Genomic DNA, 25,264 nt, shown 5'->3' with positions numbered 1-25,264 from the left:
ACGGAGAGACCGTGACCGCCGAGACCAAAGGAGGTGGGTTCACGCATGCGTCAGTACGAATTGATGATCATCCTCGACCCGTCGCTGGACGACCGGGCCGCAACCCCCACGCTGGAGAAGTTCCTCACCGTGGTCACCAAAGACGGTGGCACCGTGGAGAACATCGACCTGTGGGGCCGTCGCCGGCTGGCCTACGACATCAAGAAGCAGTCTGAAGGCATCTACGCGGTCATCAACATGACCGCCGAGTCCGCCACTGCCCAGGAGCTCGACCGCCAGCTCGGCCTGTCCGAGTCGGTTCTGCGGACCAAGCTGCTGCGCGCCGACGCCTGACCGGGCGTCATCCCGTCACCACCCACTGACCCACATCGACCATCCCGAGGGACGACACCATGGCTGCAGGCGACACCGTCATCACCATCATCGGCAACCTGACCCAGGACCCGGAGCTACGGTTCACCCCGTCCGGGGCTGCCGTCGCGAACTTCACCGTGGCGTCCACGCCGCGCACGTTCGACCGGCAGAGCAACGAATGGAAAGACGGCGAGACGCTGTTCATGCGCTGCTCGGTGTGGCGCGAGGCGGCTGAGAACGTCGCCGAGTCCCTGGTGCGCGGTTCCCGCGTGCTGGTGTCCGGGCGCTTGAAGTCGCGTTCCTTCGAAACGAAGGAGGGCGAGAAGCGCACGGTGATGGAGCTCGAGGTCGACGAAGTCGGCCCGTCCCTGCGATACGCGACTGCGAAGGTCAACAAGACCCAGCGCGGTGGCGGCGGTGGCGGTGGTTGGAACTCCGGCGGAGGTAACTCCGGCGGCAGTGACAACAGCAACGACCCGTGGGCCACCGGTGGCTCCGGTCAGCAGGCGCCGGCCCAGTCGGCTCCTGCAGGTGGCAACCAGGGTGGTTGGAGCACCGGCCCGTCCTACGACGAGCCGCCGTTCTGATCGCCCGCTGAACCAGAATTACCCATCCCGAGCACTGCTCGGGCTCTCATAAGAAGAAGGAGAGCACCACGATGGCAAAGCCCGTTGTGCGTAAGCCGAAGAAGAAGGCCAACCCGCTGAAGGCCGCCAAGGTCGAAGCGATCGATTACAAGGACGTCGCGTTGCTGCGCAAGTTCATCAGCGACCGCGGCAAGATCCGCGCTCGCCGCGTGACCGGCGTGTCCGTCCAGGAGCAGCGGCTGATCGCGACCGCGGTCAAGAACGCCCGCGAAATGGCGCTGCTGCCCTACTCGAGCTCGGCTCGCTGAGCCCGCGTAAGGAGAGCTGAACCATGAAGATCATCCTGACCCACGAGGTGTCCGGACTGGGCGCCGCTGGCGACGTGGTCGAGGTCAAGGACGGCTACGGCCGTAACTACCTGCTGCCCAAGGGCCTGGCCCTGCCCTGGACCAAGGGTGGCCAGAAGCAGGTCGACTCGATCAACCGTGCCCGCCAGACGCGTGCGGTGAAGTCGCTGGAGCAGGCGCAGAGCGCCAAGGGCACCCTGGAGAACACCAAGGTCACCCTGCCCGCCCGTGCCGGTGACAACGGCCGCCTCTTCGGTGGCGTGACCACCGCCGAGATCGCCGAGGCCGTGCAGGCCTCCGGTGGCGGCAGCATCGACCGTCGGACCGTGGAGGTGCCCTCCCCGATCCGCACGACCGGTGAGCACACTGTGACCGTCCGGTTGCACCCCGAGGTGTTGGCCACCGTGACCCTGAACGTGGTGGCGGCCAAGTAACCACGCGCCGTACGTTCGAAGGCCTCGTCCCGCTGGGACGGGGCCTTCGACGTTGTCCCGGGCGCACGGTTGCAGGAGCAGGTCAGGTTGGGGGAGGTGAATGGGCCACCGAACGGCTCCCACAACCTGGATCCCTCCACATCCGTGGACGAGGTTCGGGCGAAAAAGGCGAAGGAGCCGGGGCGCCGGGGTCAAGGACGGGGGGCGGTCAACTGCCGGTGACCAGCCAATGATCGGAGCGGGCCCGTAGACCCAGCCCGATGCAGCGCAGCACCAGGAACCAGCCGAAGGCCAACCACACGATGACCATGGCGGTGCTGTCGCCGAGACCGGCCAGTTCGTGGGCCCGCGCCCGTAGCGCGATGACCACCGGTGCGTAGCCCAGCAGGACCAGGACCTGCAACCAGGCCAGGGCGCGGCCGTCGCCGGCGCCGATCAGCACTCCGTCCAGGACGAAGACGACGCCACAGACCGGTAGCAACACCGCCAGCACCAGCAGCGCGGCGCCGAGGGTCTGCTGCAGGTGTCGGTCGTTGGTGAACAGCACCGGCAGCACGGTGTGGGTGGCCGCGAGCAGGACGGCCAGGGCGAACCCGAGCCCCAGGCCCCACCAGGTGAGGATCCGGGTCAGCTGCCGGGCGCCGGACCGGTCGCCGGCGCCCAGGGCCCGGCCGGTCATGGTCTGGGCGGCGATCGCGAGGGCGTCGAGGGCGAAGGCCATGAAGGAAAACACGGTCATCGAGACCTGGTTGGCGGCCAGGACCACGGTGCTGACGCCCGCCGAGAGCCAGGTGTCCAGCAGCAGCGCGCCGCGCAGCGCGAGAGTGCGCACCAAGAGCGGTACGCCGCTCGTGGCGGAAGTCAGGACGCCCGCCGGGTGCGGGGTCAGTCTGGCGCCTTTGGCCCGGGCCTGCTGCGCGACCACGAGACCGAGCCCGATGCCCATGCCGGTCTGCGCGATGACGGTGCCCCAGGCGGAGCCGGCAATCCCCAGACCCGCGGGGTAGACCAGGAGGTAGTTCAGGGCGATGTTGACAGCGAAGCCGATCGTGGCCGCGATCAGCGGCGTACGGGTGTCCAGGAGGCCGCGCAGGACACCGGTCGCGGCCAGGATGACCAGCATTCCGGGGATGCCGATCGCGGAGATGCGCAGGTAGATGACCGCCTGGTCGACGGTCGCGTCCGATGCGCCGAACAGTCGGCAGATGGGTTCGGCGCAGGTCCCGACCACGATGGCGGTGACCGCTCCCAGCACGATCGACAACCAGATCCCGTCGACACCGCCGGCCAGCGCCTCGCTCTCCTGACCCGCGCCCATCCGGCGGGCCACCAGTGCGGTGGTGCCGTAGGCGAGGAAGACGAAGACGTTGACGCCGGTCAGCAGCGCGGCGCTCGCGACGCCGAGACCGGCGAGGGGCACGGTGCCGAGGTGTCCGACGATCGCGGTGTCCGCCAGGAGGAAGAGCGGCTCGACGATGAGCGCGAGGAACGCAGGTACGGCGAGCGCGGCGATCTGGCGCGCCGACACCGTCGTCGGCGTCGGTGATGGCACCTGCTGATGCTACCTATCCGACATGTGAGACATTCGCGATCCGAATGTTGGACGACTTTGGAAGGGGTCGTCAGCGTTACAGCCAAAAATGCGACTAAGGCTGAGATCCGCGTGGTTTCGCGGAAATATCACGAAAAGATTACGGTCCCTGGTGCCCCGCTGCCCGGCTGCTGTTGTGCCGCGACGCGCGTGAAGCTGTGCACAACCTTGGCGAAGGGTTGGGATGGGCTCAGCGGTCCTGCCATAGTTTCTGGCGCTGGCCGAAGCAACGGGGAGTCTTCGGCCGGGAGCGCCGCAGGACCGCACTGGTTCAGCGCTCACTTTGTCCGCACACGAAGGGTTCCTCTCCGATCATGGCTTCTTACCGTCCCCGCCACCTCAAGCGCTCGGTTTCGCCGTTGCGTGGTCGTGGCGCCGCTCTGGCGGCCTCTGCTGCGGTGCTCGTCCCCGCGCTGGCTGTCACCGATCAGGCCGCTGCTGCGCCGGTGAGCGCCAAGACCGCAGTGGCGCCGGCGGCGGTGGCTGCCGCGGCGACGACCTCTGGTCCCACCCTGCGCTACGGGTCCTACGGGTCCGCGGTCCGTGTTCTGCAGAGCAAACTGAACGCCAAGGGCTACCGGCTGGCGGTGGACGGGTCGTTCGGGCCCAAGACCCGCGCAGCCGTGCGAGCCTTCCAGGCCAAGGCCCGAGTCGGCGTATCCGGAACCGTCGGTGCCGCAACCTGGCGAGCACTGGGTGGGTACCCCAAGGCCGCTGCTCCCTCGCGAAGCAGCGACCGCAGCAGCATCGTGGCGATCGCCTACCGCTACCTCGGCGCGCCCTACGTCAGCGGCGGGTCCGGGCCGCGCGTATTCGACTGCTCCGGACTGACCTCCTACGTCTACCGCCAGGCGGGTATCTCGCTGCCGCGGACCGCGCGGGGCCAGCAGGCCGCCGTACCGCGCACGTCCCACCCGGTCCCCGGGGACCTGGTCTTCTTCGGCTACCCGGCCACGCACGTGGGTATCTACGTCAGCCCCGGCAAGATGATCGCCTCGCCGCGCCCCGGCAAGGTGGTCAACGTACAGCCGATCTACCAGCGCCCCTCGGGCTACGGCCACGTGCGCTGATCCGCTCGCTCCACCGGTTCCGCCGGCTGTCTCACGAAATGAGACAGCCGGCGGAACTTTTTTCGTTCGGCGTGTCGTACGAAGAACTTAAAATGACACGTTTGTAGTATCCGCCCCCGCAAAACCGCGTCTGCCTTGAAATGACGCGGATCTGGCAGCGCGAGCCCCGGAAATCCTGCGTGTCGATGCTTGACACCAGTGGCACCGTCAGCCCCGACAGTCTCGTTGGCACCATCTTTCACATTCGTCACACGCCCGGCATAGTCCTTAGTCGTAGGCGGCCGGAGGGGTCCCGCGCCAGGTCCTGCACGCAGTTCCACCCCTGCCACCGGGCCTTCGGTGGTGCGGTTCGACAACGCGAGCGCCGACACGGACGGCCGGACGACGACGAGAGGGTCTCATGACCACGACTGCCCCCACGATTCCCGATGTGCGCTTGAGCGAGGCGAACAAACCTCGTCACCAGCGGCAGCGCCCCGGTCTGTCGGCGAAGGTTGCGCCGATGGTGACCTCCCGCAAGGGACTGGTGCTGTCGGGTACTGCGCTGGCCGTGCCTGCTTCAGCTGGCGCTGTGCTGGCCGCGACGCCCGCGGAGGCGGCGGTGAGCCCGGTGAGCGCGGTGCGCACGCCCAGCGTGGTGCACGTGACCACCACCCCGACCAGTTCGGTCGTCGTCGTCAGTTACAACGACACGGGCGCATTGGTGAAGACCATCCAGCAGCGCCTCGGCGGGTTGGAACTCGACGGTTGGTTCGGGCCCAAGACGCTGGCGGCGGTCAAGGCATTCCAGACTTCCAAGGGCCTGGTGGCCGACGGAGTCGTCGGTGCGTTGACCTGGCGGGCGCTGGGCGGGTTCCCGGGTGGCTCTACTGGCACCGGTGGTTCCACCGGCGGCGGTTCCGGTTCTGGCGGGACGTCGTGCACGGTCAAGGTGCTGCGCTACGGCGCCTCCGGTGACGCGGTGCAGGTCCTGCAGCAACGCCTCGGCAAGGGCTTGGCCGACGATGGCGAGTTCGGCGCGCTGACCCTGGCCGCCCTGAAGTCCTACCAGGCGGCCAAGGGACTGGTCGTCGACGGGATCGCCGGTCCGGCGACCTGGTCGGCACTAGGTGGGTTCCCCTGCGGGACCACCGCGACCGGAGGCACCGGCACGGGCACCGGAACCGGAACCGGCGGTGGCACCACGACCCCGGTGCAGGGTCCGCTGCAGCAGAAGGCGATCGCGATCGCCAAGCAGTACCTGGGCATTCCCTACGTGCTCGGCGGCAACACCCCGGCCCAGGGCTTCGACTGCTCCGGGCTGACCAAGTACGTCTACGCCCAGTTGGGTGTCACCCTGCCGCGCACGGCGCGCGCCCAGCAGGCCTTCCTGGGCAACACGAGCAACCCGGTGCCCGGCGACCTGGTGTTCTTCGGTAACCCCGCCTATCACGTCGGTATCTACCTGGGTAACAACACGATGCTCGCTGCGCCGCACCCGGGTGAGGTGGTCCGGATCCAGCCGATCTACACCACGCCGTCCAGCTATGGGCACGTGACCGGTAACTGATCGATGGTTGCCGAGCCACGTCATCAGCGTCGGCGGCCCGGGTGGGGCGATGCGGTTCGCCCGTTGGTACACAGCCGACGGACGCGTGCCGCAGCAGGCTGTGCGGCCACGCTTCCTGCGGTCGTCGCCGGCAGTGCGCTGGGGGCGGCTCCTGCCGAAGCGGCCGCCCCGGCGCCGGCCGCGGTCCCGTCCGGTGCCCACGTCCAGGCGGCGAGCGCCGTACCGACCGCCGCACAGGTGTTGCGCTACGGCTCCAGCGGATCGCTGGTGAAGGTGCTGCAGCAGCGACTGGGCACCGTCAGCGTCGACGGACAGTTCGGCGCCAAGACTGCCGCCGCCGTCAAGGCCTTCCAGCGCTCACACAAGCTGGTCGCGGACGGCGTGGTCGGTGCGCTGACCTGGAAGGCGCTGGGTGGCTTGCCGGGCACGTCGACGTCCGGGTCGACACCTCCCGCATCCGGCACCGCGTCCTGCACCGCTTCGGCAACCCTGCGGTACGGCGCGTCCGGGGCGGCCGTGAAGTCGTTGCAGAAGGCCCTGGGTGGGTTGGTCGTCGACGGTCAGTTCGGCGCCAAGACGCTGGCAGCGGTGAAGAAGTTCCAGAGCGCCAAGAAGCTCCCGGCGACCGGCACGGTGGATGCCGCCACCTGGAAGGCCTTGGGTTGCACGACGACCTCCGGTGGGACCAGTGCCACGGGAGGCGGCGGGACGGGTGATGCCCCCGCAGATCCGGACTCGCCGTACCGGCTGCCCTGGAAGGCAGGGGTGAGCTACCGGGTCAGCCAGGGCGCGCACGGCTCGTTCTCGCACAACGGGGTCTACGACCAGTACGCCGTGGACTTCGCGTTGCCCTCGGGTACCCAGGTGCTCGCCTCGCGGGCCGGGGTGGTGAAGGGGTCGGGGTGGATCTCCGGCGGCGGCAACTACGTGCTGATCCAGGACGCCTCGGGCCTGTGCCAGGAGTACTTCCACCTCAGCTCGTATTCGGTGCGCGCGGGTCAGCAGGTGGCCCAGGGCGCCCCGATCGCCCGCTCGGGCAGCACGGGTCACTCGACCGGTCCGCACCTGCACTTCCAGATGGTGAACTGCTCGACCTGGAAGGCGGCCTCGGTGGTGGACACCTACGAGGAGGGCACGTCGTACGTCGCAGGGGAGTGGGCGACCAGCCGCAACGGCTGACCCGGCTCAGCCGAGCAGATTGTTCAGGATGTTGCCGGGGCTCGTGGCCTGCACCGGGTTCCCGCCGCCGGTGACCACCGATTCGGCGGGTTGGACCAGCACGTAACCCTGGCCGCTGAACGCCATCTGCAGCATTTCGCCGGTGCCGCCGCGCACGAGGGACTTCAGGCCGCCGGAGTCGACCTTGATGTCCATCTGCACGCCAGCGGTCCACATCACGACCGCTTGCGCGTCGGCGAACGTGGTGCCCTGCGACACCTCGAAGGCGACGGGGTCGCCGTGGGTGGTGATCGCGACGTACCCGGTTCCGCGCAGGACCACGTTGAACATGCCGCCGGCGGTCATCCCGCCGCGGCTGGCGATACGGTGGATGTCCCATTCGATGGACCCGGAGAACGCCAGCACGCTGGCGCCGTTGACGCTGATCGAGTCGTTTTCCAGATACATCAACTGGATCTCCGTGGCGTCGTTGGCCACGAAGAGCTCCCCTTGGCCGGTGCAGCGCATCATGTTGACGCCTTCGCCGGTCAGTTTGGCTTTCAGCAGCTTGTCCAAACCACCGGAGCCGGTGTTCTCGAAGTGCACGTCGCCCTGGTAGGCGACCATCGAGCCGGTGAGGGCCCAGACCGGGCCGTACTGCATGGAGATCTTGAGCAGCTTCTTGTTCTGCAGCACGAAGGGATCAGCGGCGGGGTTCTCCTGGAAGTCCTTGAACAGCGATCCGTGGATGGGCATGGGGGCTCCTTGGGGGTTTCCGGTGGTGACCATCAAGAGTCTGGTGCAGCCTGGTTACGTACGTCTGGTGTTCGTCACGACTCCTTGACGTACGGCGGGTGCCTGGTTCGCGGGGGACGCCTGATGTTGGTCATGAGCGGCAATGGAGGAGAGGAATCAGCACATGGGTTTCATGGACAAGGCGAAGGCGGCCGCGACCGACTTCGCGGCGAAGGCGGAGACCGCGATCAACCAGGCGGGTGGTGCGGGTCAGTCGTCGCTGGACAAGAACGTTGACCAGCTCTACCGAGACCTGGGGATGTTGACCTATCTGGAGAGCACCGGCCGCTCGGTTGATCCGGCCGACCGAACACGGTTGATCGAGTCGCTGCAGACGGCGGAGAGTTCAGGTGCGATCAGTTCGTTCGCGCTGTCCAGCGCGCCGCCCCCGCCGCCGGGTGCGGTAGCGGCGGGGACTGCGTCGGTGCCGCCACCACCCGCGGCGAGCAATCTCGAGGGTCCCGGTGGTGCGGGTAGCTCCCTGGGCGGCGGGTCCGCCTCCGTTCCACCGCCACCGCCGCCGCCGCCGTCATGGGGCAACTGACGACCGGTATCCAGGCGTGGCTGGCCCGTTCGGCGATGGTGCGCGGAACGGGCCATCATGCACCGTGGGGCCGCTTTCTTGGGGCGCGTTCACGTCATGATCTGTGGACAGTCCGAAGGATGGACCGGGGCCGAGAATCTTTCTGTGCACATCCTGGGAGGGTCATCTATGCAGGTCAGCGGCCTGCAGTTCGCTGGCTAGCGGATTTGTCCACAGGGGTGTCCCCAACCTGTGCACTGTCACTCGCGGCGTTTTGCGCACCCCTTGCACAGGTTATCCACAGGCCGTTCGGCGGAGTCCGCTGACGGACTTCGTCTGCGTGGCCAGCGGCGCTACCGTCGGGTCCGACCCCTTGCTCATCGCGTGATCCGAACTCGTTGTCGGTGCTGCGTGCAACGCTGCGCGGGTCGGGTTGACGGCAATCGGAGCGAAGGGGCGGTCGGTGACCAGCACGCAGGCGGAGCCCGGGTACGCAGGGCCGGACTCGGCGTACGGCGATCGGTCTGGTGGGCCGGGGCTGTTGCCTCCCCAGGACGTGCACGCCGAGCAGTCGGTGCTCGGGTCGATGTTGCTGTCCAAGGACGCGATCGGTGAGGCCGCCGAGGAGTTGGACTCCCGGGATTTCTACCGGCCTGCACACGAGACGATCTACGCGGCGATCATCGACCTGTACGGCCGAGGCGAGCCGGCGGACGCGATCACGGTCGCCGATGAGCTGACCAAGCGTGGCGACCTGCAGCGGGTGGGTGGTCAGGCGTACCTGCACGAGCTGATCAACTCGGTGCCGGTGGCCTCCAACGCGGGGTACTACGCGCACATCGTGGCCGAGCGCGCCGTGCTGCGGCGGTTGGTGGAGGCCGGCACGCGGATCGTGCAGATGGGTCAGGCGACCGGCAACGGGGACGTCCTCGACATCATCAACGCGGCGCAGGCCGAGGTGTTCGCGGTCAGTGGGGGCAAGGACTCCGAGGACTACGTGCGGATCGGGTCGGTGGTCGAGCCGACGCTGGACATCATCGAGGCGGCGTCGGGGTCCTCCGACGACATGACCGGTGTGCCAACGGGTTTCACTGATCTGGACCACCTGACGAACGGTTTGTCGGCGGGTCAGATGATCGTGATCGCGGCGCGACCGGCGGTAGGCAAGTCGACGCTGGGGTTGGACATTGCCCGCTCGGCGGCGATCGAGCACCACATGTCCACGGTGATCTTCTCGCTGGAAATGAGCCGCACCGAGATCACGATGCGTTTGTTGTCGGCGGAGGCGCAGATCCAGTTGCAGCAGTTGCGCAAGGGTCAGTTGCGTGACGATGACTGGGCGAAGTTGGCGCACACCTCGGGTCGGTTGTCGGATGCGCCTTTGTTTATTGACGATTCGCCGAACATGTCGCTGATGGAGATCCGCTCCAAGTGCCGGCGGTTGCGTGAGCGGCACAACCTGAAGCTGGTGGTCATCGACTACCTGCAGCTGATGTCGTCCGGGAAACGCGTGGAGTCGCGCCAGCAGGAAGTCTCGGAGTTCTCCCGGGCGTTGAAGTTGCTGGCCAAGGAGCTCGAGGTGCCGGTGATCGCGATCTCGCAGTTGAACCGAGGTCCGGAGCAGCGCACCGATAAGCGACCGATGATGAGCGACCTTCGCGAGTCTGGTTGTCTCACAGCGGATACCAGGGTGCTGCGAGCGGACACGGGCGTGCCGACGACACTGGGATCGCTATTCAAGTCCGGTGAGCGCGAGGTACCGGTGTGGTGCTTGGACGACTCGCTGCGATACGTCGCCAGACCGATGACGCACGTCTTCTCGACCGGTGTGAAGCCGGTGTTCCGACTGACGCTGGCATCCGGAAAGACGATCCGTGCCACCGAGAACCATCCGTTCCTGACGTACGACGGGTGGCAGGCTCTAGGGGATTTGCGGGTTGGTTCGCGGGTTGCCGTGCCACGCCATACTCCAGCCCCTGAAGCGTTCGATCCCTGGGACGACGACGCAAAGGTCGTGTTGCTGGCACACATGCTCGGAGACGGTTCAATGCTGCGACGCCAGCCATTGCGCTACGCGTCGGTCGATGAAGAGAATCTGCGTGCAGTTTCAGAGGCGGCACTGTCGTTCGGTGTTGTTGCTGTATGGGACGAGTACCCAGCTGCGCGGTGTACAACCCTTCGGTTGCGGGCGCCGTACCGTTTGACGCACGGTGTGCGGAACCCGATTGCGCAGTGGCTTGACGAGTTGGGCGTATTCGGGCTTCGCAGTCACGAGAAGTTTGTTCCTGAGGGGCTGTTCCATGCCTCGAAACGCCAGATCTCGCTCTTTTTGCGTCACATCTGGGCAACCGATGGCTCGGTGACGATCAACAAGAGCCGGCGCGGGGGACGTATCTACTACGCCTCGACGTCCAGGCGCCTCGTTGATGACCTGTCGACGCTCCTGCTCCGGTTCGGTATCTCGACACGGACGCGCGTCACGAAGAAGGCGGGCTATCGAAACGGCTTCACGATCGACGTGTCGGGAGTCGATAGCCAACGCCGTTTCCTGCAGGAAATCGGTGTCCATGGGGCGCGTGGTGTTCAGGCGACCCAGTTGTTGGAGATCATCCGCGGAGTCGAAGCGAACACCAATGTGGACACCGTTCCCCTCCAAGTTTGGGACACGGTCAAAGAGGTGATGTCTGAGCGAGGGATGACCTCTCGTCAACTGCAGGCGGCGCTCGGCGGCGCGTACTGCGGATCCACCTTTTATCGCCATTCACCGTCTCGCGAACGGTTGTCCCGAGTGGCAACGGTGCTCGACAGCGCTGACCTTGAACTCTTCGCGGTGAACGACGTTTTCTGGGACACCGTCAAGGCCGTCGAGTTGGATGGTGTGGAGGAAGTGTTCGACGCAACGGTTGTCGGCGGGCACAATTTCATCGCCGACGGGATCGCCGTGCACAATTCGATCGAGCAGGATGCCGACGTGGTGATCCTGTTGCACCGCGATGATGCGGTGAACCGCGAGAGCGAGCGCGCTGGTGAAGCCGACCTGATTGTGGCCAAGCACCGTAACGGCCCCACGGACACCATTACGGTTGCGTTCCAGGGGCACTTCGCCCGATTCACCAACATGGCAAAGGCGTTCTGAGCCGACATATCGGCGTCAGTTGTTGTCGAGACGCAACGAAGGTTGCAGAAACGACGCCGAATATTGCACCTAGGCCAAAATCATGGTGCTGGCGCGGGGCGGGCGTGGAAACAGCGCCCTCGGTTGAACCCTGATGGTACCGCTGACGGTACCATCAGGTCGTGTCCTCTATCGCCTCGATCGTCGCGGCGATGAGGGCAAACCCCAAGAACATCCGGTACGGCGACCTGCACAAGGTCTGCGAACACTACTTCGGCCACCGCGCACTACCGGTGGATCGCATGCGGTGTTCCGGACTCCGTGGCCGGGTGATCCGCGGGTCAACATCCGGCAGCGACCACGGCAAGGCCAAGCCGTACCAGGTGCGGCAGGTACTGGCAGCGATCGAGAAGAAGGAGGACCTGGGACGAGCGTGAGGACTGAAATCTCGCACTACACCTACCGGGTGACCTGGTCGGTCGAGGACCAGGAGTTCGTAGCGACCTGCCTGGAGTTTCCGTCCCTGTCCTGGCTCGCTAGCACTCAAATCGAGGCGTTGAGCGGGTTGGAGCAGGTCATCGCAGAAGCCCTGGAAGATTTGCGCGACGAAGGGGAAACGATCCCGGAGCCGCTGTCGGAGCGCCACTACTCCGGCAAATTCAACCTGCGCGTTGGAGAATCCCTGCATCGTCGGCTAGCGATCGAGGCCGCCGAAGAACAGCTCAGTATTAACCAGCTCATCGTCCGCCGACTCACCAACGCCAGCTGAGGCACATGGGCAACTGTCGCGAACCGGGCGACGCCATCCCCGCCGCCGACTCTGCAGACACCGCCGAGTTGAGATGAAAGAGTGCAACGTTCGCCGCGCGGCCCGGGAAGTGTGCGTTGCTTCTCGACACTCGTTCTGGGCGACGGCGGGCATAGCCCCAACCACGGGGGTGTCTTGCTCCCGGATGCGCTGCGTTGGACCTTCCGGGCCAGCGACGACGACAACTCCGCATGAGTGCCGCCAAGCTCGCCCCGAGGCCTATCGACAGTCGCCGGCTAGTGCGGCTCTACCACGAACCCGGCCTCACCCTTCGCGGGGATCTCGACGACGTCCACGGTGGAGACGCTCGCCGACGGCGGCCCTTTGTGCAGCCAGGCGAGCATCGAGTCAACCACCTCCGGTGAGCCTTCCAGCTCGGCCTCTACCGCGCCGTCACTGCGGTTGCGCACCCAACCGGCGAGACCGTATTTGTCAGCCACTGTGCGCGTGCTCCACCGGAAGCCGACGCCCTGGACGGACCCGGTCACGACCACCCGTACTCGGCGCATAGCGTCATCCTGCCCGAGCTCAGTCCTCGACCGAGATTTCCACCGCGTCGGGGTAGAAGGCCAGGTGGTCGGCGATCGGCGACACCGCGTCGTACGGCTCCGGGTAGAACCAGACCTTGTCAGCGGTCACGTTCCCGTCCGCGTCGCGCAGACAGTGGTAGCGAGCCGTCCCCTTATAGGGGCAGTACGTCGTGTGGTCACTTTCGGTGAGCACGTCCGGCTCCACATCGGCGCGGGGGAGATACTGCACCGCCGGATACGACGCCTCATTCAACCGCAGGCTGGAGTTGCTCGAGGCAATGACGCGACCACCGAAACGCACTGTCACTCGGTGGTTTTCGGGCTCAACGGTGATCGGATGATCCGGCCCCGGTTCGAGTCTGGGCTGGGCAGTCATAGCGTCCTCGATTCGTTGCTATCCCCACGGTACGGCGGCAGAACACAGTCGCGTGCCGCTACGAGCGCTAACAGCGGTATCAAACCGCGGTCGGGATGTCTCCTGATGAGGAACCCCCGTCACCAGGAGACCACCATGACCGACGTAGCGACGCGCGACACCGTCCCGCTGACCGCAACCGCAACCCAACTGACCGCCGACTTGCCGATGACCGTGCGTGATCTGCGCTCCCGGCAGTTCGACTCCGTCAGCCTCCACCTGAACCCGGACATCATCCGGCTGCTGCAGGGCGACCATCCCGACCTCGGACCGTCGGTGCTCACGTTGACCACGCGAGCGCCGTACGCCGATAACGGGCTTCTCGACTTCTACGCACCCGGGCGGTGGGACTGCACCGCGGGTCTGGTCTTCATGGGCTCGATCCACCAGGTCGGCGCAAGCGTCGGGGAGTGGGAGGGCAGCGTCGGCTACGCGTCCTACACGATCGCCGACCCCGGCACCTACCTGGTCGCGCTCGCGTTCCGCGGCAGCGCTCAGACGATGCGGATGAGCGGCCCGTTCGGCGAGGTCAGCATGGCCTCGAACTCGAATGCGCAGACGTCCTGGCTGACCGCGACGATCAGCACGTCCACACCGGGTGAGAAGGTCTGGACGAACTTCTCCGCGCGGGAGGACCACGGCTGGGCCGGGTTGGCCTACTTCGAGGAATTCAGCGTGCACCGCCTGTCCTGAGCGCGAAAAGGCCGTCACGGGTGAGCGTTGTAGACCTGGGTCGCGTACGAAACCCGGGTCGAGGTCTGACAGTCGCCACAGCGCTCGTAGTTGTCCTCAAAAGCCACGGTCGCGTCGTATACCGTTGTGGCAGAGGTCAATTGGGACTTGCCGAGCCAACCCTGCGTGTCCAGCTCGTGCTGGATGAACTCCAACTGGGTCTGCAGCGCCCACGGGTCCTCGCCGCGGCTCTGCGCCCAGGAGACCAACGTGTCCCACCGGTCCCCGACGCTCCACTGCGCGATCCCTCGGCCCGGTCCACCCGGTTGCACGGCACCCGGATTCACGCTGGTACCCGACTCCTGCATGAGGTTGCCGACCACTCCGGCCGCCTGCTCCCGGGTGTAGCCGATGGAGCGGAAGAAGTTGAAGGCCGCCGTCTGGTTGTTGGCGGGCGCCTGGGCTGCGAGATTGACGGAATTGATCGGGGTCAGATCGACATCCGCGTACCAGCCCGGTGCCTGTGCGGCGCCGCAGCCGCCACCGTTGTACGCCGTGCACAACTGAACGATCGCGCCGCCGGTCTGGTTGTTGAAGACGCGGTGGGTACCCACGACGTTCGACAGATTCGTGGCGCCGTAGTTGTAGAACTTCAAGGACGGGGTGCCCCACGAGTTGCTGGGGTAGATGCACACGTAGCCGGACGGGCAACCGTTGGTATCTGCGTGCGCAGGGGCTGTCCCGCCCCACGCCAACGACGCGAATCCGACGGCCGCGACGGCCGCGAGAGCTCGGGAGGCCTTCATAGGTAATTCCTTTCACAATCGGGGGAGAAGGGAAAGCAATTACCACGGTAGGGCCGCGATGGTTAGGCGTGGGTCAAGAACGGGTCGTCAAAGCCCATCGATGCCGGGCACGCAGACGGGTAACGTCGGGACGGTGGAACGGCTGCCGCACCCGGTCACCGGCGCGTTGATGACCTCGCCGGCGACCCCGGGTGACGGCTGGCCCGGCGACGCCGCTACTTCTGATACGCCGCGGGCGAACTCCGCGATCGACGTACGCCGATTGGCGGCCGACGCTCCTGATCTCACCGAACTCAGTGCGCGGCTGACCGTCTGTCGCGCCTGCCCCCGCCTGGTCGCCTGGCGGAAGGAGTGCGCGCACGTCAAGAAGGCCGCCTACGCCGACCAGCCGTACTGGGGCCGACCGGTCGCCGGGTTCGGGGACACCAAGCCGTGGCTCCTGGCCTTCGGCCTGGCGCCTGCTGCCAACGGCGGCAACCGCACCGGCCGCAACTTCACCGGGGACCCCTCTGCTGCTTGGCTTTTCGAAGCCCTGCATCGGGCGGGGCTGGCCACGTTGCCGACCTCGGACAACGCCGGCGACGGACAACGCCTGACCGGGGTGCGCCTGCTGAACCCGCTGCGCTGCGCTCCGCCGAAGAACAAACCCACCCCGGCAGAGCTCTCGACCTGTGCGCCGTGGGTTGCCCGCGAGCTGGAACTGGTCCTGCCCGCGGCGCGTGTGGTGTTGTGCCTCGGCGCGATCGGCTGGTCCGCGGCCCTCACCGCGCTCGCCAACGCCGGTGTCGACATCCCCCGTCCACGACCCAAGTTCGGCCACGGCACGGAAGCCACGGTCGCCGGACTGCACCTGCTCGGCTGCTACCACCCGTCCCCGCACAACACCTACACCGGACGGCTGACCCACCAGATGTTCGACGAAATAATCACCCGCGCAATGCAACTCGCGGATCAGACGTAGGAGAGGCAGATGAGCACAGGCGCGCAGAAGGTCGGGTTGGGTTTGGCGGCACTCGGCCGACCGGCGTACATCACCTCCGGGCGCGGCGATGATCTGGGCGGGCACCGGTCGATGGAGCAGATGCGGGCGCGCACCGCACAGGTGCTGGACGCGGCGTACGCAGCGGGTGTCCGGTACGTCGACTGCGCCCGGTCGTACGGCGTGTCCGAGAGTTTCCTGGCCAGTTGGCTGGCCGGCCACCCGGCCCTCGACGACGTGACGGTGGCCTCCAAGTGGGGCTACCGCTACGTCGGTGACTGGCAGATGACCGCCGAAACCCATGAGCAGAAAGACCATTCGCTCGCGGCGTTCCAGGAGCAGGTGGCGGCCACCCAGCACGAACTGGGCAGCCACCTCGACGTCTACCAGATCCACTCGCTCACTCCGGACAGCCCAGCGTTGGCCGACCAGTCGCTGCTCGATGCGCTGGCAGAACTGCGGGACAACGGGATTCGGATCGGCTTCTCCACCTCTGGTCCAGCGCAGGCAGATGTCGTGCGCGCCGCGATCGAGGTCACCCGGGGCGGCGAACCGCTCTTCCGGGTGGTCCAGTCGACGTGGAATCTGCTCGAACCCTCAGTCGGGCCGGCGTTGCAGGAGGCCGCCGAGGCCGGCGTCCATGTCGTGGTCAAGGAAGCCCTTGCCAACGGACGACTGGTGGCCGGTGACCCGCAGACGCCCGGCGTGCACGAGGCGGCGAATGTCCTCAACCTGCCGCTGCACCAAGCCGCCTTCGCTGCCGTGGCTGCCCAGCCGTGGCTGGGTCACGTCCTGTCCGGCGCGGTCACCCCCACACAGGTCGAGGAAAACGTCGCCGCTGCGTCAATCAGCCTCTCCTCGAGTCAGATCGAGCAGCTGCTCGTGGATGCGCAGGACCCGCGGGAGTACTGGACGGCCCGCTCCCAGCGCGCCTGGGCCTGACGGTTCAGAAGGGCCAGATCACGGGCACCAGGAACGCCGCCACGAGGCCGAAGAGGATCAGATTGGGCAGACCGAGCCGCCAGTAGTCGCCGAAGCGGTAACCGGCCGGCTCCTGGATCATCAGGTTCGCCGGCGTCGCCACCGGCGTCAGGAAGGCAGCGGCCGCCGCCACCGCGATCGCCATCAACATCGGCAGCGGCGAGGTGTGCGTGGTCTGAGACACCGCGATCGCGATCGGTGCCACGATCAGCGCTGTTGCCAGATTGCTGATGAACTGACCGAGGATCAGCACCACCACGACCACCGCGATCAGCAACAGCCGTGGCGAGTCCCCGAACGTCGTCACCAGGCGAGAAGAGATCTGGTCCGCGGCACCACTGGTCTGGATCGCCGTCGACAGCGGGATCATCCCGGCGATGGTGATCAACGTCGGCAACTGGATCGCACTTTGCGCCTGCTCCCGGGTCAGGGCCTGCAATGCGACCAGCAACACCGCCGCGGCGAGCACCACGATCGCCGGCGGGGCGGCACCCACCACGAGCAACACGCACATCGGCACCACGACGGCCAGGGTCAGATAGGTCCGCCGCCCGAACCGGCCGCTCTGCCGCCGAACCTCCTGCGGCTCAGCGACACTGACGACATCCGCGTCGCCGAGGTGCTCGTCCAACGCGGACCAACCGCCGCGCACGACCAGAATGTCGCCCGCCTGCAGCGTGGCACTCTCCAACGCCGAACCGCCCCGGCGCAGTGCCACGACGAAGAGTTCGTCGCCCTGCAACGGCATCCCCACATAGACGTGCTCACCGATGAACGACGACCGGGGCGGGATGACGATCTCGTTCAGCCCCTCGTGGTAGGAAACCGCGGCGTCCTCATCGGCCAGGTCGTACTCGCGAGCCATCAACTCGGCGTACTGGCTCAGGTCGTTCGGTGCGTCGCGCGGGATCCGCTCCGGCAGCACCTTCGGCCCGAGGAAGAGGTTGATCGCGAAGGTGCCCACCACCAAAGGGATCCCGGCGAGCGCAAACTCGAAGAAGCCGAACGGGCGGGCACCGGCGTCCTGGGACACCTCGGAGACCAGCAGGTTGATCGGACTACCCAACAGCGTCAGCAACGATCCGGCGTGGGCCGCAAAAGCCATCGGCATCAACAGTTTCGAGGGAGCGCGACGGATCCTGGTTGCCAGAATCACCCCCACCGGCACCAGCGCCGCGACGGACCCGTTCACGCTGATGATCGCCGTGAGCACGGCCACCAAAATCATGAGTCCCAGTACGACGGACCGCGGCCGAGTGCCGGTCCGCGCCATGAGTTGCTGGCCGGCGAAGGCCGTCACTCCGGTGGCGTCCAGTGCCTCACTGACCACGAACAGGCTCGCGATGTAGACGATCAGCGGGTCACCGAAGCCGGCCACGGTCTGCCCGAGGGTCAGCACCCCGGTCAGATACAGCGCCAGAGCGACCGCGACCGCGACCACCGACGGGGGCAGTTTGTTGCTGATGAAGACGGCGACGGCGACGACAAGGATCACGAACGTCGTCGTGCTGGCCGCGATCACACACCTCCACCTGGGACACAACCGGTCTGCCCAGAATGGCAGGACGCCCCTTCACGATCCACCGAGGGGATCGCGAAGGGGCGTCGGCGCACCGTGCTACTTGTTGATACTGCTGCGACCCCTCCCGAGCAAGGTCAGGACCGCGCCGACGACCAGGACGGCCAGGCCGATCCAGATGAGAAGTTTGCCGACGCCGGCGAAACCGACGATGAGCAGGATGACGCCGATCACGACGAGTGCGAGCCACGGGGACATAACGGACCCTTTCCGGGTGGAGGAACGAATGATCAAGACCGTCCGGTCGAGCGTTCCCCCGCAACCGGACAGCGACCACCCAACCTACGAAAAAGAAGGAAATTCGTCGCCACCCTCAAGAACCAAGACGCGCGTTCGGGCAGACTCCCCCTATGACTCTCTCGTCCGCACCCGCTGGCCGTCGCCGCCGCCGGTCAGCCGCCCCTCGACGTACGTCGATCCTCACCGTGGCGGGTCTGCTCGCCGCAGCCGGCGCCACGGCCTGGGCGCCCACTGCGCACGCCGCCGCGACGAGCCCGGCGGTGACCACCACGGTCGCCACGCGGTGCGCCTTCCTGACCTACCAGACCCCCGTCGACTGGTACTTCCCCTCCGGTGCGGCGAAGGCCCTGGTCTGGCTGCAGCACGGGTTCGCCGAGAACAAATCCCTCTACGCCGGCTACGCCCGGCAACTGGCGGACAACGGATTCCTCGTCGCTGCAACGACATTGCCCTCGGCGGATCTGTTCGGCTGCACGGTGAACAACCTGGGCAACAACACGGCGTACCTCAACAACGTCGCCACGCTCTTCGGCACCAAGGACGCCAGCAGCGGTGCGTTGAACGCCTCGTTCCGTGCCGCGCGGGTCACCGCGGGTCGGGCCGACCTGGCCATGCCACAGAAGCTGGCTTTCGTCGGTCACTCCGCCGGCGGTGAGGCGGTCAGCTACGTCGCCGGCCGGCTCCGCACGGCCTACCCGGCCACGTTCAGCCAGCTGACCGGCCTCGTCCTGGAGGACCCGGTCGCGTCGCCTGCTGGCTCGAATCTGGCCACCGGTCTGAGCGCACTGGCCCCGACCGGCGTGCCGGTCTACGCGCTGGCCAGTCCGAAGAATTCGTGCAACGCCGACCAGAGCGGTACGCAGCAGCTGATCACCAGCCTGCCCGGCCGGTTCCACGGTGCCCAGATCAGCACCGGTGTGCACCAGGACATCTACGGCAGCGACAACACGGCCCTGTTCAACCTGGTCTGCGGGACGCCGAAGGCGGGTAACACCAACGCCGTGCGCACCCTGACCACCGGGTGGCTGACCGGGTTCGCGGACGGCACCGGTGACCCGGCGTACTTCCCGGGTGGTTCGGTGTACGACGCCCTGCAGTCCGCGGGAACGATCAGCACCCTGCCCTGACCGCTGAGTTGTCCACAACCCACTCTGCACGCTCCCGCAGGACTCAATAGCGTTCTGGTCATGGGGAACTGGACACCGAGGAGTCAACCGAGCCACTGGACGACACCAGCTGGGGCAGTGCCCTATGCACCGCCACCGCCGCGACCGCGCAGACCTGGTGCGGCAACGGTTCGCTGGGCGGTCGCCGTCGCTGTGCTGGCGGCAGCGAGTGGGCTTGCGGTGGTGGGCCTCAGCTTCTTGTGGGTACTCGCGGCGATGGCTCCACCGGGTATGACCGACTGGCTGTTTCCTCGAGCGCGACACGTCGCCGCCTGCGTGGTCCTGCCGCTGAGCCTGCTGTCGATCTCGGTCGCGGTGATCGGTATCCGGCAGATCCGCGAACGGGACCGCAGTGACATGTGGCGGAGGCAGGACCGTGGCCTAGGGGTTACGGCGGTCGTCATCAGCGTCAGCTGTGCTCTGCTCGTGGCCACCTCGTACTTGTAGGCCGATCAGTCCAGGACGACGCGGATCGCACTGTGGTCGGTGATCCCGGTCAGGCGTGGCTCATGGTCGAAGACGCACTGCGTGACCCGACCGACCAGACGGTCGTCGCACAGCGCGTGGTCGAACCGGTACCCGTGCCCCTGGTGGCTCACCCAGGTGTGCGCATACTCAGCGCCGGCCGCCGCGCTCGTCAGATCCGTCATATGCAACTCGGTGGTCAACCGGTAGAAGAACTCGTACTCGAAGAGTTTCGTCGAGCGGTAGAGCGGCTGATGGTCCGGCGGAATCACGTTCAGATCGCCGATGAGCAGACTGCCGGCCGCGTCCGCCGCGGGCCAGGACCGCTCCAACTGGGCCATGCAGTCGTGTAGCCAGGATTCCTTACGCTGCAACGCCTTTCGGTCTGGCGGGATGCCGTGTGGTGGCGATGACGGACCGTAGAGGGCCACGACATCGACCGGCCCGGTCGGGTCGGCCAACCGCACCTTGATCGCGCGACCGGACAGGTCGGCGTACGGGTCATCGCTGTCAAGGGTCGGCACGTTGGTGGCCACCAGGACCCCTCGCTCGCCCCGGGCGGGATGCGCATCGTGCAACGCGAAGCCCTGGTCGCGCAGGCCTGCGCACAACGCCCGATGACCAGGGCCGCTGCGGATTTCGCTGAGTACCAACACCGCTGCGTCCTGATCCAAGAGCCATCGCACCAACCCCGGCACCCGCCGCTCACCGGGCGCCGAGACGTTGAGACTGACGATCCGTTGTGACCCGGCCACGCGGGTGAGCGTACAGAAGCTCGGCGGACCGGCTTGGATGATCGGCATGGCCATCTACCGGATCGACGGCGCCCGGATCCACACCATCGATGACTTCTACGCCGAGATGAACCGGCTGGTGATGGCCGGCGAGGACTGGCAACTCGGCTCGAGTCTTGATGGGTTGAATGACTTGCTCTACGGCGGGATCGGCGCCCTGGTCGGTGACGACGATCCGCAGTTCGTGTAGGCCGACCACGACCGGAGCTGTACGGCGCTCGGCGCGGACACGACGCGGCGCTGGCTGACCGCGAAACTGGACGGCCCGTTCAACCACGCGCTGATCAAGCAGCAACTGCACGACCTCGAGGCCGGCACCGGGCGGACCTACTTCGAGCTGATCCTCGACGTCTTCGCCGAGCACCCGGGTGTCGGGCTCACCCTGGCCTGACAGACTCGGGGACATGCCCGAACCCAGCGCCGCCGTCGCCGTCTACATCGACTTCGACAACGTGGTGATCTCCCGCTACGACCAGGTCCACGGCAAGGGCTCGTTCTGGCGGGACCGGGACAAGGGCTTCGATGCCGCCCGCCTCGCCGCTGCCGAGGTCGATCTGCACGCCATCCTGGACTTCGCGTCCTCCTACGGCCGACTCGCGCTCACCCGTGCGTACGCCGATTGGTCGGTCCCAGCCAACGTGCACTACCGCAAACAGCTGGTCGATCGCGCTGTCGACCTGATCCAGCTGTTTCCCGCGTCGGGCTCGAAGAACGGGGCCGACATCCGTCTGGCCGTGGACGCGCTCGAGGACATGGGCCAGATGCCGTCGGTGGCGACTGTCGTTCTGGTGGCAGGGGATTCGGACTACATCCCGCTGGCGCAACGATTGAAGCGGATGGGCAGGTACGTCGTCGCGGTCGGTGTGGCCGGCGCGACCAGCCGCTCCCTGGCGGCGGCCGTCGACGAACTGGTCACCTACGACAATCTGCCCGGGCTCTCCGACCGCGACGCAGACGAGGTGGAGGAGCCCCCGGCGAAGAAGCGGTCCTCGGTCAAGAGCACACCGACCAAGGACGAAGAGGACAAGGACACCGGGCAGCTGAGTTCGCGGCAAGCCACCCGCCTGCTGTTGCGCGCGTTGCGGATCTTGCGGGAGAAGGACCCGGACGCCGAATGGTTCAACGCCGGTGAGGTGAAGAGTCAGATGAAACGGATGGATCCGTCCTTCAACGAGAAGGACTTCGGCGTGACCTCGTTCTCGGAGTTCATCAAGACCCGTAGTTCCATCGCCGAGTTGGAAGAGGACCACCACAGCCGCACCGTTCGGTTGCGACCTGGGCACTGAAGCACCTGGTTAGGGTGGCAGGACCACCTGACCGCGTCGATCCAGGAGCAGGACCCGTGTCCCAGCTGAACAGTCCGCCGCCAGCCAGCCTCACCGCGGAACCACCGAAGGAGAAGCGCACCCTGCTCACCTTCGGGCGGGTGCTTGCCTATCTTGCCTACGCCTACGTGGTGGTCGTCGAGATTGTCCTGGGGCTCGGGTTCGTCCTGCAGTTGTTCGGGGCCAGCCAGGAAGCCGGTTTCGTGCGCTGGATCTACCGCTCGATGGAGCGGGCCATGGAACCCTTCCGCGGCATCTTCCCCAGCGTCGACCTCACTTCGAGCACCAACGGCCAGCACAACGCCGTCCTCGACACCTCGGTGCTCTTCGCGATGTTGGTCTACGCGATCGTCGCCTGGGCGATCCACCTGGCCATCTACTGGCTCACCAAACAACTGAACCGGTATGAGCGCGAGCGGGCCGATGCTCTGAACCGGCAGACCTATCTGGCCGGCCAACAGCGCGCCGCAGCCGCCTACGCCCAGCAGTACCCGAACCACTACCAGCCGACTCAGTACCAGCCGCAAGAGCCGGTCGAGCACCCCCAGGGTGGGCAGCAACCGCACTATCGCGACTACCCCGGTGGTCCGGCCTGAGCGGTCCCGGGTGCGGGCGTCGCCGACCCGATGGGTGATGGGCCATCACCGGGCACCGAACGGGGCCTCGATGTCCTCTTCGTCCTCGCGGGCCCAGCCCAGGGTGTGCTCGACGGCACGATCCCACTCGGCCCGTCGGCGTTGGCGAAGGGCATCGGTCATCCCGGGCTCCCAACGACCCGCACGGTGCCAGTTGCGACGTAACCCCTCCAGGTCGGGCCAGTACCCGACGGCCAGCCCCGCGGCGTACGCCGCCCCGAGCGAGACGCTCTCGGAGACCAGGGTGCGTTCGACGGGGATCCCGAGGAAGTCAGAGACCATCTGCATCAGCAGGTGATTGGCGGTCATCCCGCCATCCACCTTCAGGCTCGTGATGGCCAGTCCGGTATCGGCGTTCATCGCGTCGACGACTTCCGCGGTCTGCCAGGCGGTGGCCTCGAGCACGGCCCGCGCCAGGTGAGCCTTCTTGACGTACGACGTGAGGCCGACGATCACCCCGCGCGCCTCCGGGCGCCAGTGCGGAGCGAACAGTCCAGCGAACGCCGGCACGATGTAGCAACCGCCGGTGCTCTCGACCTGTCGGGCGAGGGTCTCGATCTGGGGCGCCGAGTCGATCATCTCCAGCGCATCGCGGAACCACTGCACGAGCGCACCGGCCATCGCGATCGATCCCTCGATCGCGTAGACGGGCTCTTCACCGTCCAGGGAGTAGGCGACGGTCGAGATCAGACCATGGCGTGACCCGGTCAGTCGATCGCCGGTGTTGGTGAGCACGAAAGCGCCTGTGCCGTAAGTGCATTTGGCCTCACCGGCGCTGAAGCAGGTCTCCCCGAAGAGCGCTGCTTGCTGGTCGCCCAGGGCACCGCCGAGGGCGACCCCGGGCATCCCGGCGACGCAGGTTCCCCACACCTGCGCATTCGAGCGGATCTCCGGCAGCATTTGCTCGGGGATGCTCATGGCATCCAGCAGCCGCTGATCCCATTCCAGCGTGCGGATGTTCATCAGCATCGTCCGGCTGGCGTTGGTGACGTCGGTGGCGTGCACGCCACCGTCCGGGCCACCGGTCAGGTGCCAGGTCAGCCAACTGTCCATGGTCCCGAAGGCGACCTCGCCGGACCGGGCTCGGCGGGCCAGTCCCGGCACGTGATCGAGCAACCACCGCAGCCGAGGCGCCGCGAAGTAGCCGGCCGGACTCAGGCCGCACACCTCCTCGAACAGCACGCGGTGCGGGCCGCGCTGCAGATCCGCGACGATCTGGCTGGACCGGGTGTCCTGCCAGGTGATGGCCGGTGCCAGCGGCTTGCCGGTCAACCGGTCCCACACCACGGTGGTCTCGCGCTGGTTGGCGATGCCCAGCGCGGCGATGTCCGTGGTGAGCAGCCCGGCGGATTTCAGCGCCTCAGGCAAGACGCGCAGGGTGTTGTTGAGGATTTCCTCGGCGTCGTGCTCGGCCCAGCCCGGCTGCGGGAAGAACTGCCGCTGCTCGTGCTGGGCGACGGTGACCATCCGGCCACGCTGGTCGAAGATCATGCACCGGGTCGAGGTGGTGCCCTGGTCGAGGGCGGCGACGTATCGGGCGTTCACAGACGCTCCTGCAGGGTGAGTGAGATGGCGGTCGCGGCGTCGACGACCCGTTCGGGCAGTCGTTCGCGGGGCCGACCACGGGAGTCCAGCATTCGTGCTGACCGGCCGACGACGGCCAGTGCGCCGACGCCGACCCCTGCGTAGTGCAGGATCGGGGCCGCCACCGCGGCTACTCCGGGGGTCAGCGTGCCGTCCGCCACGGCGTACCCCTGGCGGCGCACTTGCGACATGGTGCGCGCCAGTTGGGTGCGGCTGGTGATCGTCGCGGCGGTGAACGGGTGCAACTCCAGGGAATGCAGGCGGCCGGCGGCCGAGGAGAAGGCGAGCAGCACCTGGCCGAGGGACGTCGCGTGCAGCGGTTGCCGTTCGTCGATGCGCAGTCGTTGCGGTGAGCCGTCCGGGCGGAACACGTGGTGCAACAGCAGGACACCGTTGCCGCTGAGGACGCCCAGTTGCACTTCCAAGCCAGTGGTCGCAGCCAGTTGGTCAGCCCAGTTGGCGGCCCGCGAGCGCAACAGGTGGGGGTCGAGCGTCTGCCCCAGCCGGGCCAGGCCGGGGCCGATCAGATAGCGGCCGGTCTCCGGCTCCTGCGCGGCGAAGCCCACGTCGACGAGGGTGCGGACGATGCCATGCACGGTCGGCTTCGGCAGGTCCAGCATCCGGGCCAACTCCCCGAGCATGACCGGCTCGGTGGCGGCAGCCAACAGGTGCAGCAGGTTGGCGGCTCGTTCGATCGACTGAATGGGGGCGGGCACAGCTCATCTTAAGCCGTTCGACATGGCCGAACCATCGTTCGCGTAT

Annotated in this window: 29 protein-coding genes; 19 read left to right on the top strand and 10 right to left on the bottom strand. The window is 66.9% G+C overall.

Annotated features, from left to right (window positions below):
- Nucleotides 1-45 precede the first annotated feature (45 nt).
- The 4 genes from rpsF to rplI all read left to right on the top strand — a co-directional run bounded on the left by rpsF (nucleotide 46) and on the right by rplI (nucleotide 1,722).
- Nucleotides 46-333, top strand: a complete 288-nt coding sequence (rpsF, locus tag DR843_RS15595) for a 30S ribosomal protein S6 (RefSeq protein WP_109687274.1) — start codon at nucleotides 46-48, stop codon at nucleotides 331-333.
- A gap of 59 nt (nucleotides 334-392) precedes the next feature.
- Nucleotides 393-941, top strand: a complete 549-nt coding sequence (locus DR843_RS15590; RefSeq protein ID WP_109687272.1) for a single-stranded DNA-binding protein — start codon at nucleotides 393-395, stop codon at nucleotides 939-941.
- 71 nt (nucleotides 942-1,012) lie between these two features.
- Complete coding sequence (gene rpsR / locus DR843_RS15585) at nucleotides 1,013-1,249, top strand: 30S ribosomal protein S18 (RefSeq protein WP_109687271.1); 237 nt, start codon at nucleotides 1,013-1,015, stop codon at nucleotides 1,247-1,249.
- Nucleotides 1,250-1,272: 23 nt separating this feature from the next.
- Nucleotides 1,273-1,722, top strand: a complete 450-nt coding sequence (gene rplI / locus DR843_RS15580; protein ID WP_109687269.1) for a 50S ribosomal protein L9 — start codon at nucleotides 1,273-1,275, stop codon at nucleotides 1,720-1,722.
- Nucleotides 1,723-1,930: 208 nt separating this feature from the next.
- On the opposite strand, the gene DR843_RS15575 is transcribed toward rplI, so the two are convergent.
- The gene (locus DR843_RS15575) at nucleotides 1,931-3,274 is read right to left on the bottom strand and encodes an MATE family efflux transporter (protein WP_245934154.1); all 1,344 of its coding nucleotides are present in this window, start codon (nucleotides 3,272-3,274) and stop codon (nucleotides 1,931-1,933) included.
- Between the two features lie 353 nt (nucleotides 3,275-3,627).
- Here DR843_RS15575 and DR843_RS20805 point away from each other — a divergent pair, with 353 nt between their 5' ends.
- From DR843_RS20805 to DR843_RS15560, 3 genes are all read left to right on the top strand, one after another.
- On the top strand, nucleotides 3,628-4,383 hold the full coding sequence (locus tag DR843_RS20805; RefSeq protein WP_281268879.1) for a C40 family peptidase: 756 nt from the start codon (nucleotides 3,628-3,630) through the stop codon (nucleotides 4,381-4,383).
- Nucleotides 4,384-4,783: 400 nt separating this feature from the next.
- On the top strand, nucleotides 4,784-5,932 hold the full coding sequence (locus tag DR843_RS15565; RefSeq protein ID WP_109687267.1) for a C40 family peptidase: 1,149 nt from the start codon (nucleotides 4,784-4,786) through the stop codon (nucleotides 5,930-5,932).
- A gap of 63 nt (nucleotides 5,933-5,995) precedes the next feature.
- Nucleotides 5,996-7,111, top strand: coding sequence for a peptidoglycan-binding protein (locus DR843_RS15560; protein WP_170119893.1), 1,116 nt, complete (start codon nucleotides 5,996-5,998; stop codon nucleotides 7,109-7,111).
- 6 nt (nucleotides 7,112-7,117) lie between these two features.
- On the opposite strand, the gene DR843_RS15555 is transcribed toward DR843_RS15560, so the two are convergent.
- A complete protein-coding gene (locus DR843_RS15555) occupies nucleotides 7,118-7,846 on the bottom strand; it encodes an AIM24 family protein (protein ID WP_109687264.1) in 729 nt (242 codons plus the stop codon).
- A gap of 163 nt (nucleotides 7,847-8,009) precedes the next feature.
- Here DR843_RS15555 and DR843_RS15550 point away from each other — a divergent pair, with 163 nt between their 5' ends.
- The 4 genes from DR843_RS15550 to DR843_RS15535 all read left to right on the top strand — a co-directional run bounded on the left by DR843_RS15550 (nucleotide 8,010) and on the right by DR843_RS15535 (nucleotide 12,292).
- Nucleotides 8,010-8,429 (top strand): hypothetical protein, encoded by a 420-nt coding sequence (locus DR843_RS15550; protein ID WP_109687262.1) that lies wholly within the window; start codon nucleotides 8,010-8,012, stop codon nucleotides 8,427-8,429.
- Between the two features lie 442 nt (nucleotides 8,430-8,871).
- The gene (locus tag DR843_RS15545; RefSeq protein ID WP_170119892.1) at nucleotides 8,872-11,544 is read left to right on the top strand and encodes a replicative DNA helicase; all 2,673 of its coding nucleotides are present in this window, start codon (nucleotides 8,872-8,874) and stop codon (nucleotides 11,542-11,544) included.
- A gap of 161 nt (nucleotides 11,545-11,705) precedes the next feature.
- Nucleotides 11,706-11,960, top strand: a complete 255-nt coding sequence (locus DR843_RS15540; RefSeq protein ID WP_245934153.1) for a toxin HicA — start codon at nucleotides 11,706-11,708, stop codon at nucleotides 11,958-11,960.
- A 29-nt stretch (nucleotides 11,961-11,989) separates the two neighbouring features.
- Nucleotides 11,990-12,292 carry a type II toxin-antitoxin system HicB family antitoxin gene (locus DR843_RS15535; protein ID WP_245934152.1) on the top strand — a complete coding sequence of 101 codons (303 nt, stop codon included), beginning with the start codon at nucleotides 11,990-11,992 and terminating at the stop codon, nucleotides 12,290-12,292.
- A gap of 275 nt (nucleotides 12,293-12,567) precedes the next feature.
- On the opposite strand, the gene DR843_RS15525 is transcribed toward DR843_RS15535, so the two are convergent.
- Both DR843_RS15525 and DR843_RS15520 read right to left on the bottom strand, forming a co-directional pair.
- Nucleotides 12,568-12,840: an acylphosphatase gene (locus DR843_RS15525; RefSeq protein ID WP_109687259.1), complete on the bottom strand. Its 273-nt coding sequence runs from the start codon at nucleotides 12,838-12,840 to the stop codon at nucleotides 12,568-12,570.
- Nucleotides 12,841-12,859: 19 nt separating this feature from the next.
- Entirely contained in the window at nucleotides 12,860-13,237 is a 378-nt protein-coding gene (locus DR843_RS15520) for a DUF427 domain-containing protein (RefSeq protein ID WP_109687257.1), read from the bottom strand.
- 135 nt (nucleotides 13,238-13,372) lie between these two features.
- On the opposite strand from DR843_RS15520, the gene DR843_RS15515 reads away from it, so the two are divergent.
- The gene (locus DR843_RS15515; RefSeq protein WP_109687256.1) at nucleotides 13,373-13,969 is read left to right on the top strand and encodes a hypothetical protein; all 597 of its coding nucleotides are present in this window, start codon (nucleotides 13,373-13,375) and stop codon (nucleotides 13,967-13,969) included.
- A 14-nt stretch (nucleotides 13,970-13,983) separates the two neighbouring features.
- On the opposite strand, the gene DR843_RS20145 is transcribed toward DR843_RS15515, so the two are convergent.
- Nucleotides 13,984-14,754: a phage tail tip lysozyme gene (locus DR843_RS20145; RefSeq protein WP_211310260.1), complete on the bottom strand. Its 771-nt coding sequence runs from the start codon at nucleotides 14,752-14,754 to the stop codon at nucleotides 13,984-13,986.
- Between the two features lie 133 nt (nucleotides 14,755-14,887).
- Here DR843_RS20145 and DR843_RS15505 point away from each other — a divergent pair, with 133 nt between their 5' ends.
- Nucleotides 14,888-15,715, top strand: a complete 828-nt coding sequence (locus tag DR843_RS15505) for a uracil-DNA glycosylase (protein WP_342767189.1) — start codon at nucleotides 14,888-14,890, stop codon at nucleotides 15,713-15,715.
- Between the two features lie 9 nt (nucleotides 15,716-15,724).
- Complete coding sequence (locus DR843_RS15500; protein WP_109687252.1) at nucleotides 15,725-16,675, top strand: aldo/keto reductase; 951 nt, start codon at nucleotides 15,725-15,727, stop codon at nucleotides 16,673-16,675.
- Nucleotides 16,676-16,679: 4 nt separating this feature from the next.
- Here DR843_RS15500 and DR843_RS15495 read toward each other — a convergent pair whose 3' ends face one another.
- Together DR843_RS15495 and DR843_RS20140 are read right to left on the bottom strand one after the other, a co-directional pair.
- Entirely contained in the window at nucleotides 16,680-18,236 is a 1,557-nt protein-coding gene (locus DR843_RS15495; RefSeq protein ID WP_245934151.1) for an SLC13 family permease, read from the bottom strand.
- A gap of 96 nt (nucleotides 18,237-18,332) precedes the next feature.
- Complete coding sequence (locus tag DR843_RS20140; protein ID WP_170119891.1) at nucleotides 18,333-18,491, bottom strand: hypothetical protein; 159 nt, start codon at nucleotides 18,489-18,491, stop codon at nucleotides 18,333-18,335.
- A gap of 152 nt (nucleotides 18,492-18,643) precedes the next feature.
- Between DR843_RS20140 and DR843_RS15490 the strand changes: the two genes are divergently transcribed.
- Both DR843_RS15490 and DR843_RS15485 read left to right on the top strand, forming a co-directional pair.
- Nucleotides 18,644-19,660 (top strand): alpha/beta fold hydrolase, encoded by a 1,017-nt coding sequence (locus DR843_RS15490; protein ID WP_146202599.1) that lies wholly within the window; start codon nucleotides 18,644-18,646, stop codon nucleotides 19,658-19,660.
- A gap of 117 nt (nucleotides 19,661-19,777) precedes the next feature.
- Nucleotides 19,778-20,146 (top strand): hypothetical protein, encoded by a 369-nt coding sequence (locus tag DR843_RS15485; protein ID WP_146202598.1) that lies wholly within the window; start codon nucleotides 19,778-19,780, stop codon nucleotides 20,144-20,146.
- A gap of 5 nt (nucleotides 20,147-20,151) precedes the next feature.
- Here DR843_RS15485 and DR843_RS15480 read toward each other — a convergent pair whose 3' ends face one another.
- On the bottom strand, nucleotides 20,152-20,919 hold the full coding sequence (locus DR843_RS15480) for an endonuclease/exonuclease/phosphatase family protein (protein ID WP_146202597.1): 768 nt from the start codon (nucleotides 20,917-20,919) through the stop codon (nucleotides 20,152-20,154).
- Between the two features lie 46 nt (nucleotides 20,920-20,965).
- Between DR843_RS15480 and DR843_RS20615 the strand changes: the two genes are divergently transcribed.
- The 3 genes from DR843_RS20615 to DR843_RS15465 all read left to right on the top strand — a co-directional run bounded on the left by DR843_RS20615 (nucleotide 20,966) and on the right by DR843_RS15465 (nucleotide 22,879).
- On the top strand, nucleotides 20,966-21,148 hold the full coding sequence (locus DR843_RS20615; protein WP_245934150.1) for a barstar family protein: 183 nt from the start codon (nucleotides 20,966-20,968) through the stop codon (nucleotides 21,146-21,148).
- 214 nt (nucleotides 21,149-21,362) lie between these two features.
- Nucleotides 21,363-22,244, top strand: a complete 882-nt coding sequence (locus tag DR843_RS15470) for an NYN domain-containing protein (protein WP_109687244.1) — start codon at nucleotides 21,363-21,365, stop codon at nucleotides 22,242-22,244.
- Nucleotides 22,245-22,300: 56 nt separating this feature from the next.
- Nucleotides 22,301-22,879 (top strand): YggT family protein, encoded by a 579-nt coding sequence (locus tag DR843_RS15465; protein ID WP_170119890.1) that lies wholly within the window; start codon nucleotides 22,301-22,303, stop codon nucleotides 22,877-22,879.
- 45 nt (nucleotides 22,880-22,924) lie between these two features.
- Here the strand turns inward: DR843_RS15465 and glpK are convergent, their stop codons facing one another.
- Entirely contained in the window at nucleotides 22,925-24,463 is a 1,539-nt protein-coding gene (gene glpK, locus DR843_RS15460; protein ID WP_109687239.1) for a glycerol kinase GlpK, read from the bottom strand.
- A complete protein-coding gene (locus DR843_RS15455) occupies nucleotides 24,460-25,218 on the bottom strand; it encodes an IclR family transcriptional regulator (RefSeq protein WP_109687237.1) in 759 nt (252 codons plus the stop codon). Before DR843_RS15455 ends, glpK begins: the two co-directional genes overlap by 4 nt.
- Nucleotides 25,219-25,264 lie beyond the last annotated feature (46 nt).

Source organism: Branchiibius hedensis (assembly GCF_900108585.1).
Taxonomy (GTDB): domain Bacteria; phylum Actinomycetota; class Actinomycetes; order Actinomycetales; family Dermatophilaceae; genus Branchiibius; species Branchiibius hedensis.
This window is presented reverse-complemented; position numbering and strand designations above follow the sequence as displayed.

Bases quoted from the DNA above. Each gene is read 5' to 3' on its own strand.
- DR843_RS15515 (WP_109687256.1), top strand. From the start codon at position 13,373: ATGACCGACGTAGCGACGCGCGACACCGTCCCGCTGACCGCAACCGCA.
- DR843_RS15565 (WP_109687267.1), top strand. From the start codon at position 4,784: ATGACCACGACTGCCCCCACGATTCCCGATGTGCGCTTGAGCGAGGCG.
- DR843_RS20805 (WP_281268879.1), top strand. From the start codon at position 3,628: ATGGCTTCTTACCGTCCCCGCCACCTCAAGCGCTCGGTTTCGCCGTTG.
- rpsR (WP_109687271.1), top strand. From the start codon at position 1,013: ATGGCAAAGCCCGTTGTGCGTAAGCCGAAGAAGAAGGCCAACCCGCTG.
- DR843_RS15525 (WP_109687259.1), bottom strand. From the start codon at position 12,840: ATGCGCCGAGTACGGGTGGTCGTGACCGGGTCCGTCCAGGGCGTCGGC.
- DR843_RS20145 (WP_211310260.1), bottom strand. From the start codon at position 14,754: ATGAAGGCCTCCCGAGCTCTCGCGGCCGTCGCGGCCGTCGGATTCGCG.
- rpsF (WP_109687274.1), top strand. From the start codon at position 46: ATGCGTCAGTACGAATTGATGATCATCCTCGACCCGTCGCTGGACGAC.
- rplI (WP_109687269.1), top strand. From the start codon at position 1,273: ATGAAGATCATCCTGACCCACGAGGTGTCCGGACTGGGCGCCGCTGGC.
- DR843_RS20615 (WP_245934150.1), top strand. From the start codon at position 20,966: ATGGCCATCTACCGGATCGACGGCGCCCGGATCCACACCATCGATGAC.
- DR843_RS15555 (WP_109687264.1), bottom strand. From the start codon at position 7,846: ATGCCCATCCACGGATCGCTGTTCAAGGACTTCCAGGAGAACCCCGCC.
- DR843_RS15470 (WP_109687244.1), top strand. From the start codon at position 21,363: ATGCCCGAACCCAGCGCCGCCGTCGCCGTCTACATCGACTTCGACAAC.
- DR843_RS15500 (WP_109687252.1), top strand. From the start codon at position 15,725: ATGAGCACAGGCGCGCAGAAGGTCGGGTTGGGTTTGGCGGCACTCGGC.
- DR843_RS15520 (WP_109687257.1), bottom strand. From the start codon at position 13,237: ATGACTGCCCAGCCCAGACTCGAACCGGGGCCGGATCATCCGATCACC.
- DR843_RS20140 (WP_170119891.1), bottom strand. From the start codon at position 18,491: ATGTCCCCGTGGCTCGCACTCGTCGTGATCGGCGTCATCCTGCTCATC.
- DR843_RS15550 (WP_109687262.1), top strand. From the start codon at position 8,010: ATGGGTTTCATGGACAAGGCGAAGGCGGCCGCGACCGACTTCGCGGCG.
- DR843_RS15590 (WP_109687272.1), top strand. From the start codon at position 393: ATGGCTGCAGGCGACACCGTCATCACCATCATCGGCAACCTGACCCAG.
- DR843_RS15490 (WP_146202599.1), top strand. From the start codon at position 18,644: ATGACTCTCTCGTCCGCACCCGCTGGCCGTCGCCGCCGCCGGTCAGCC.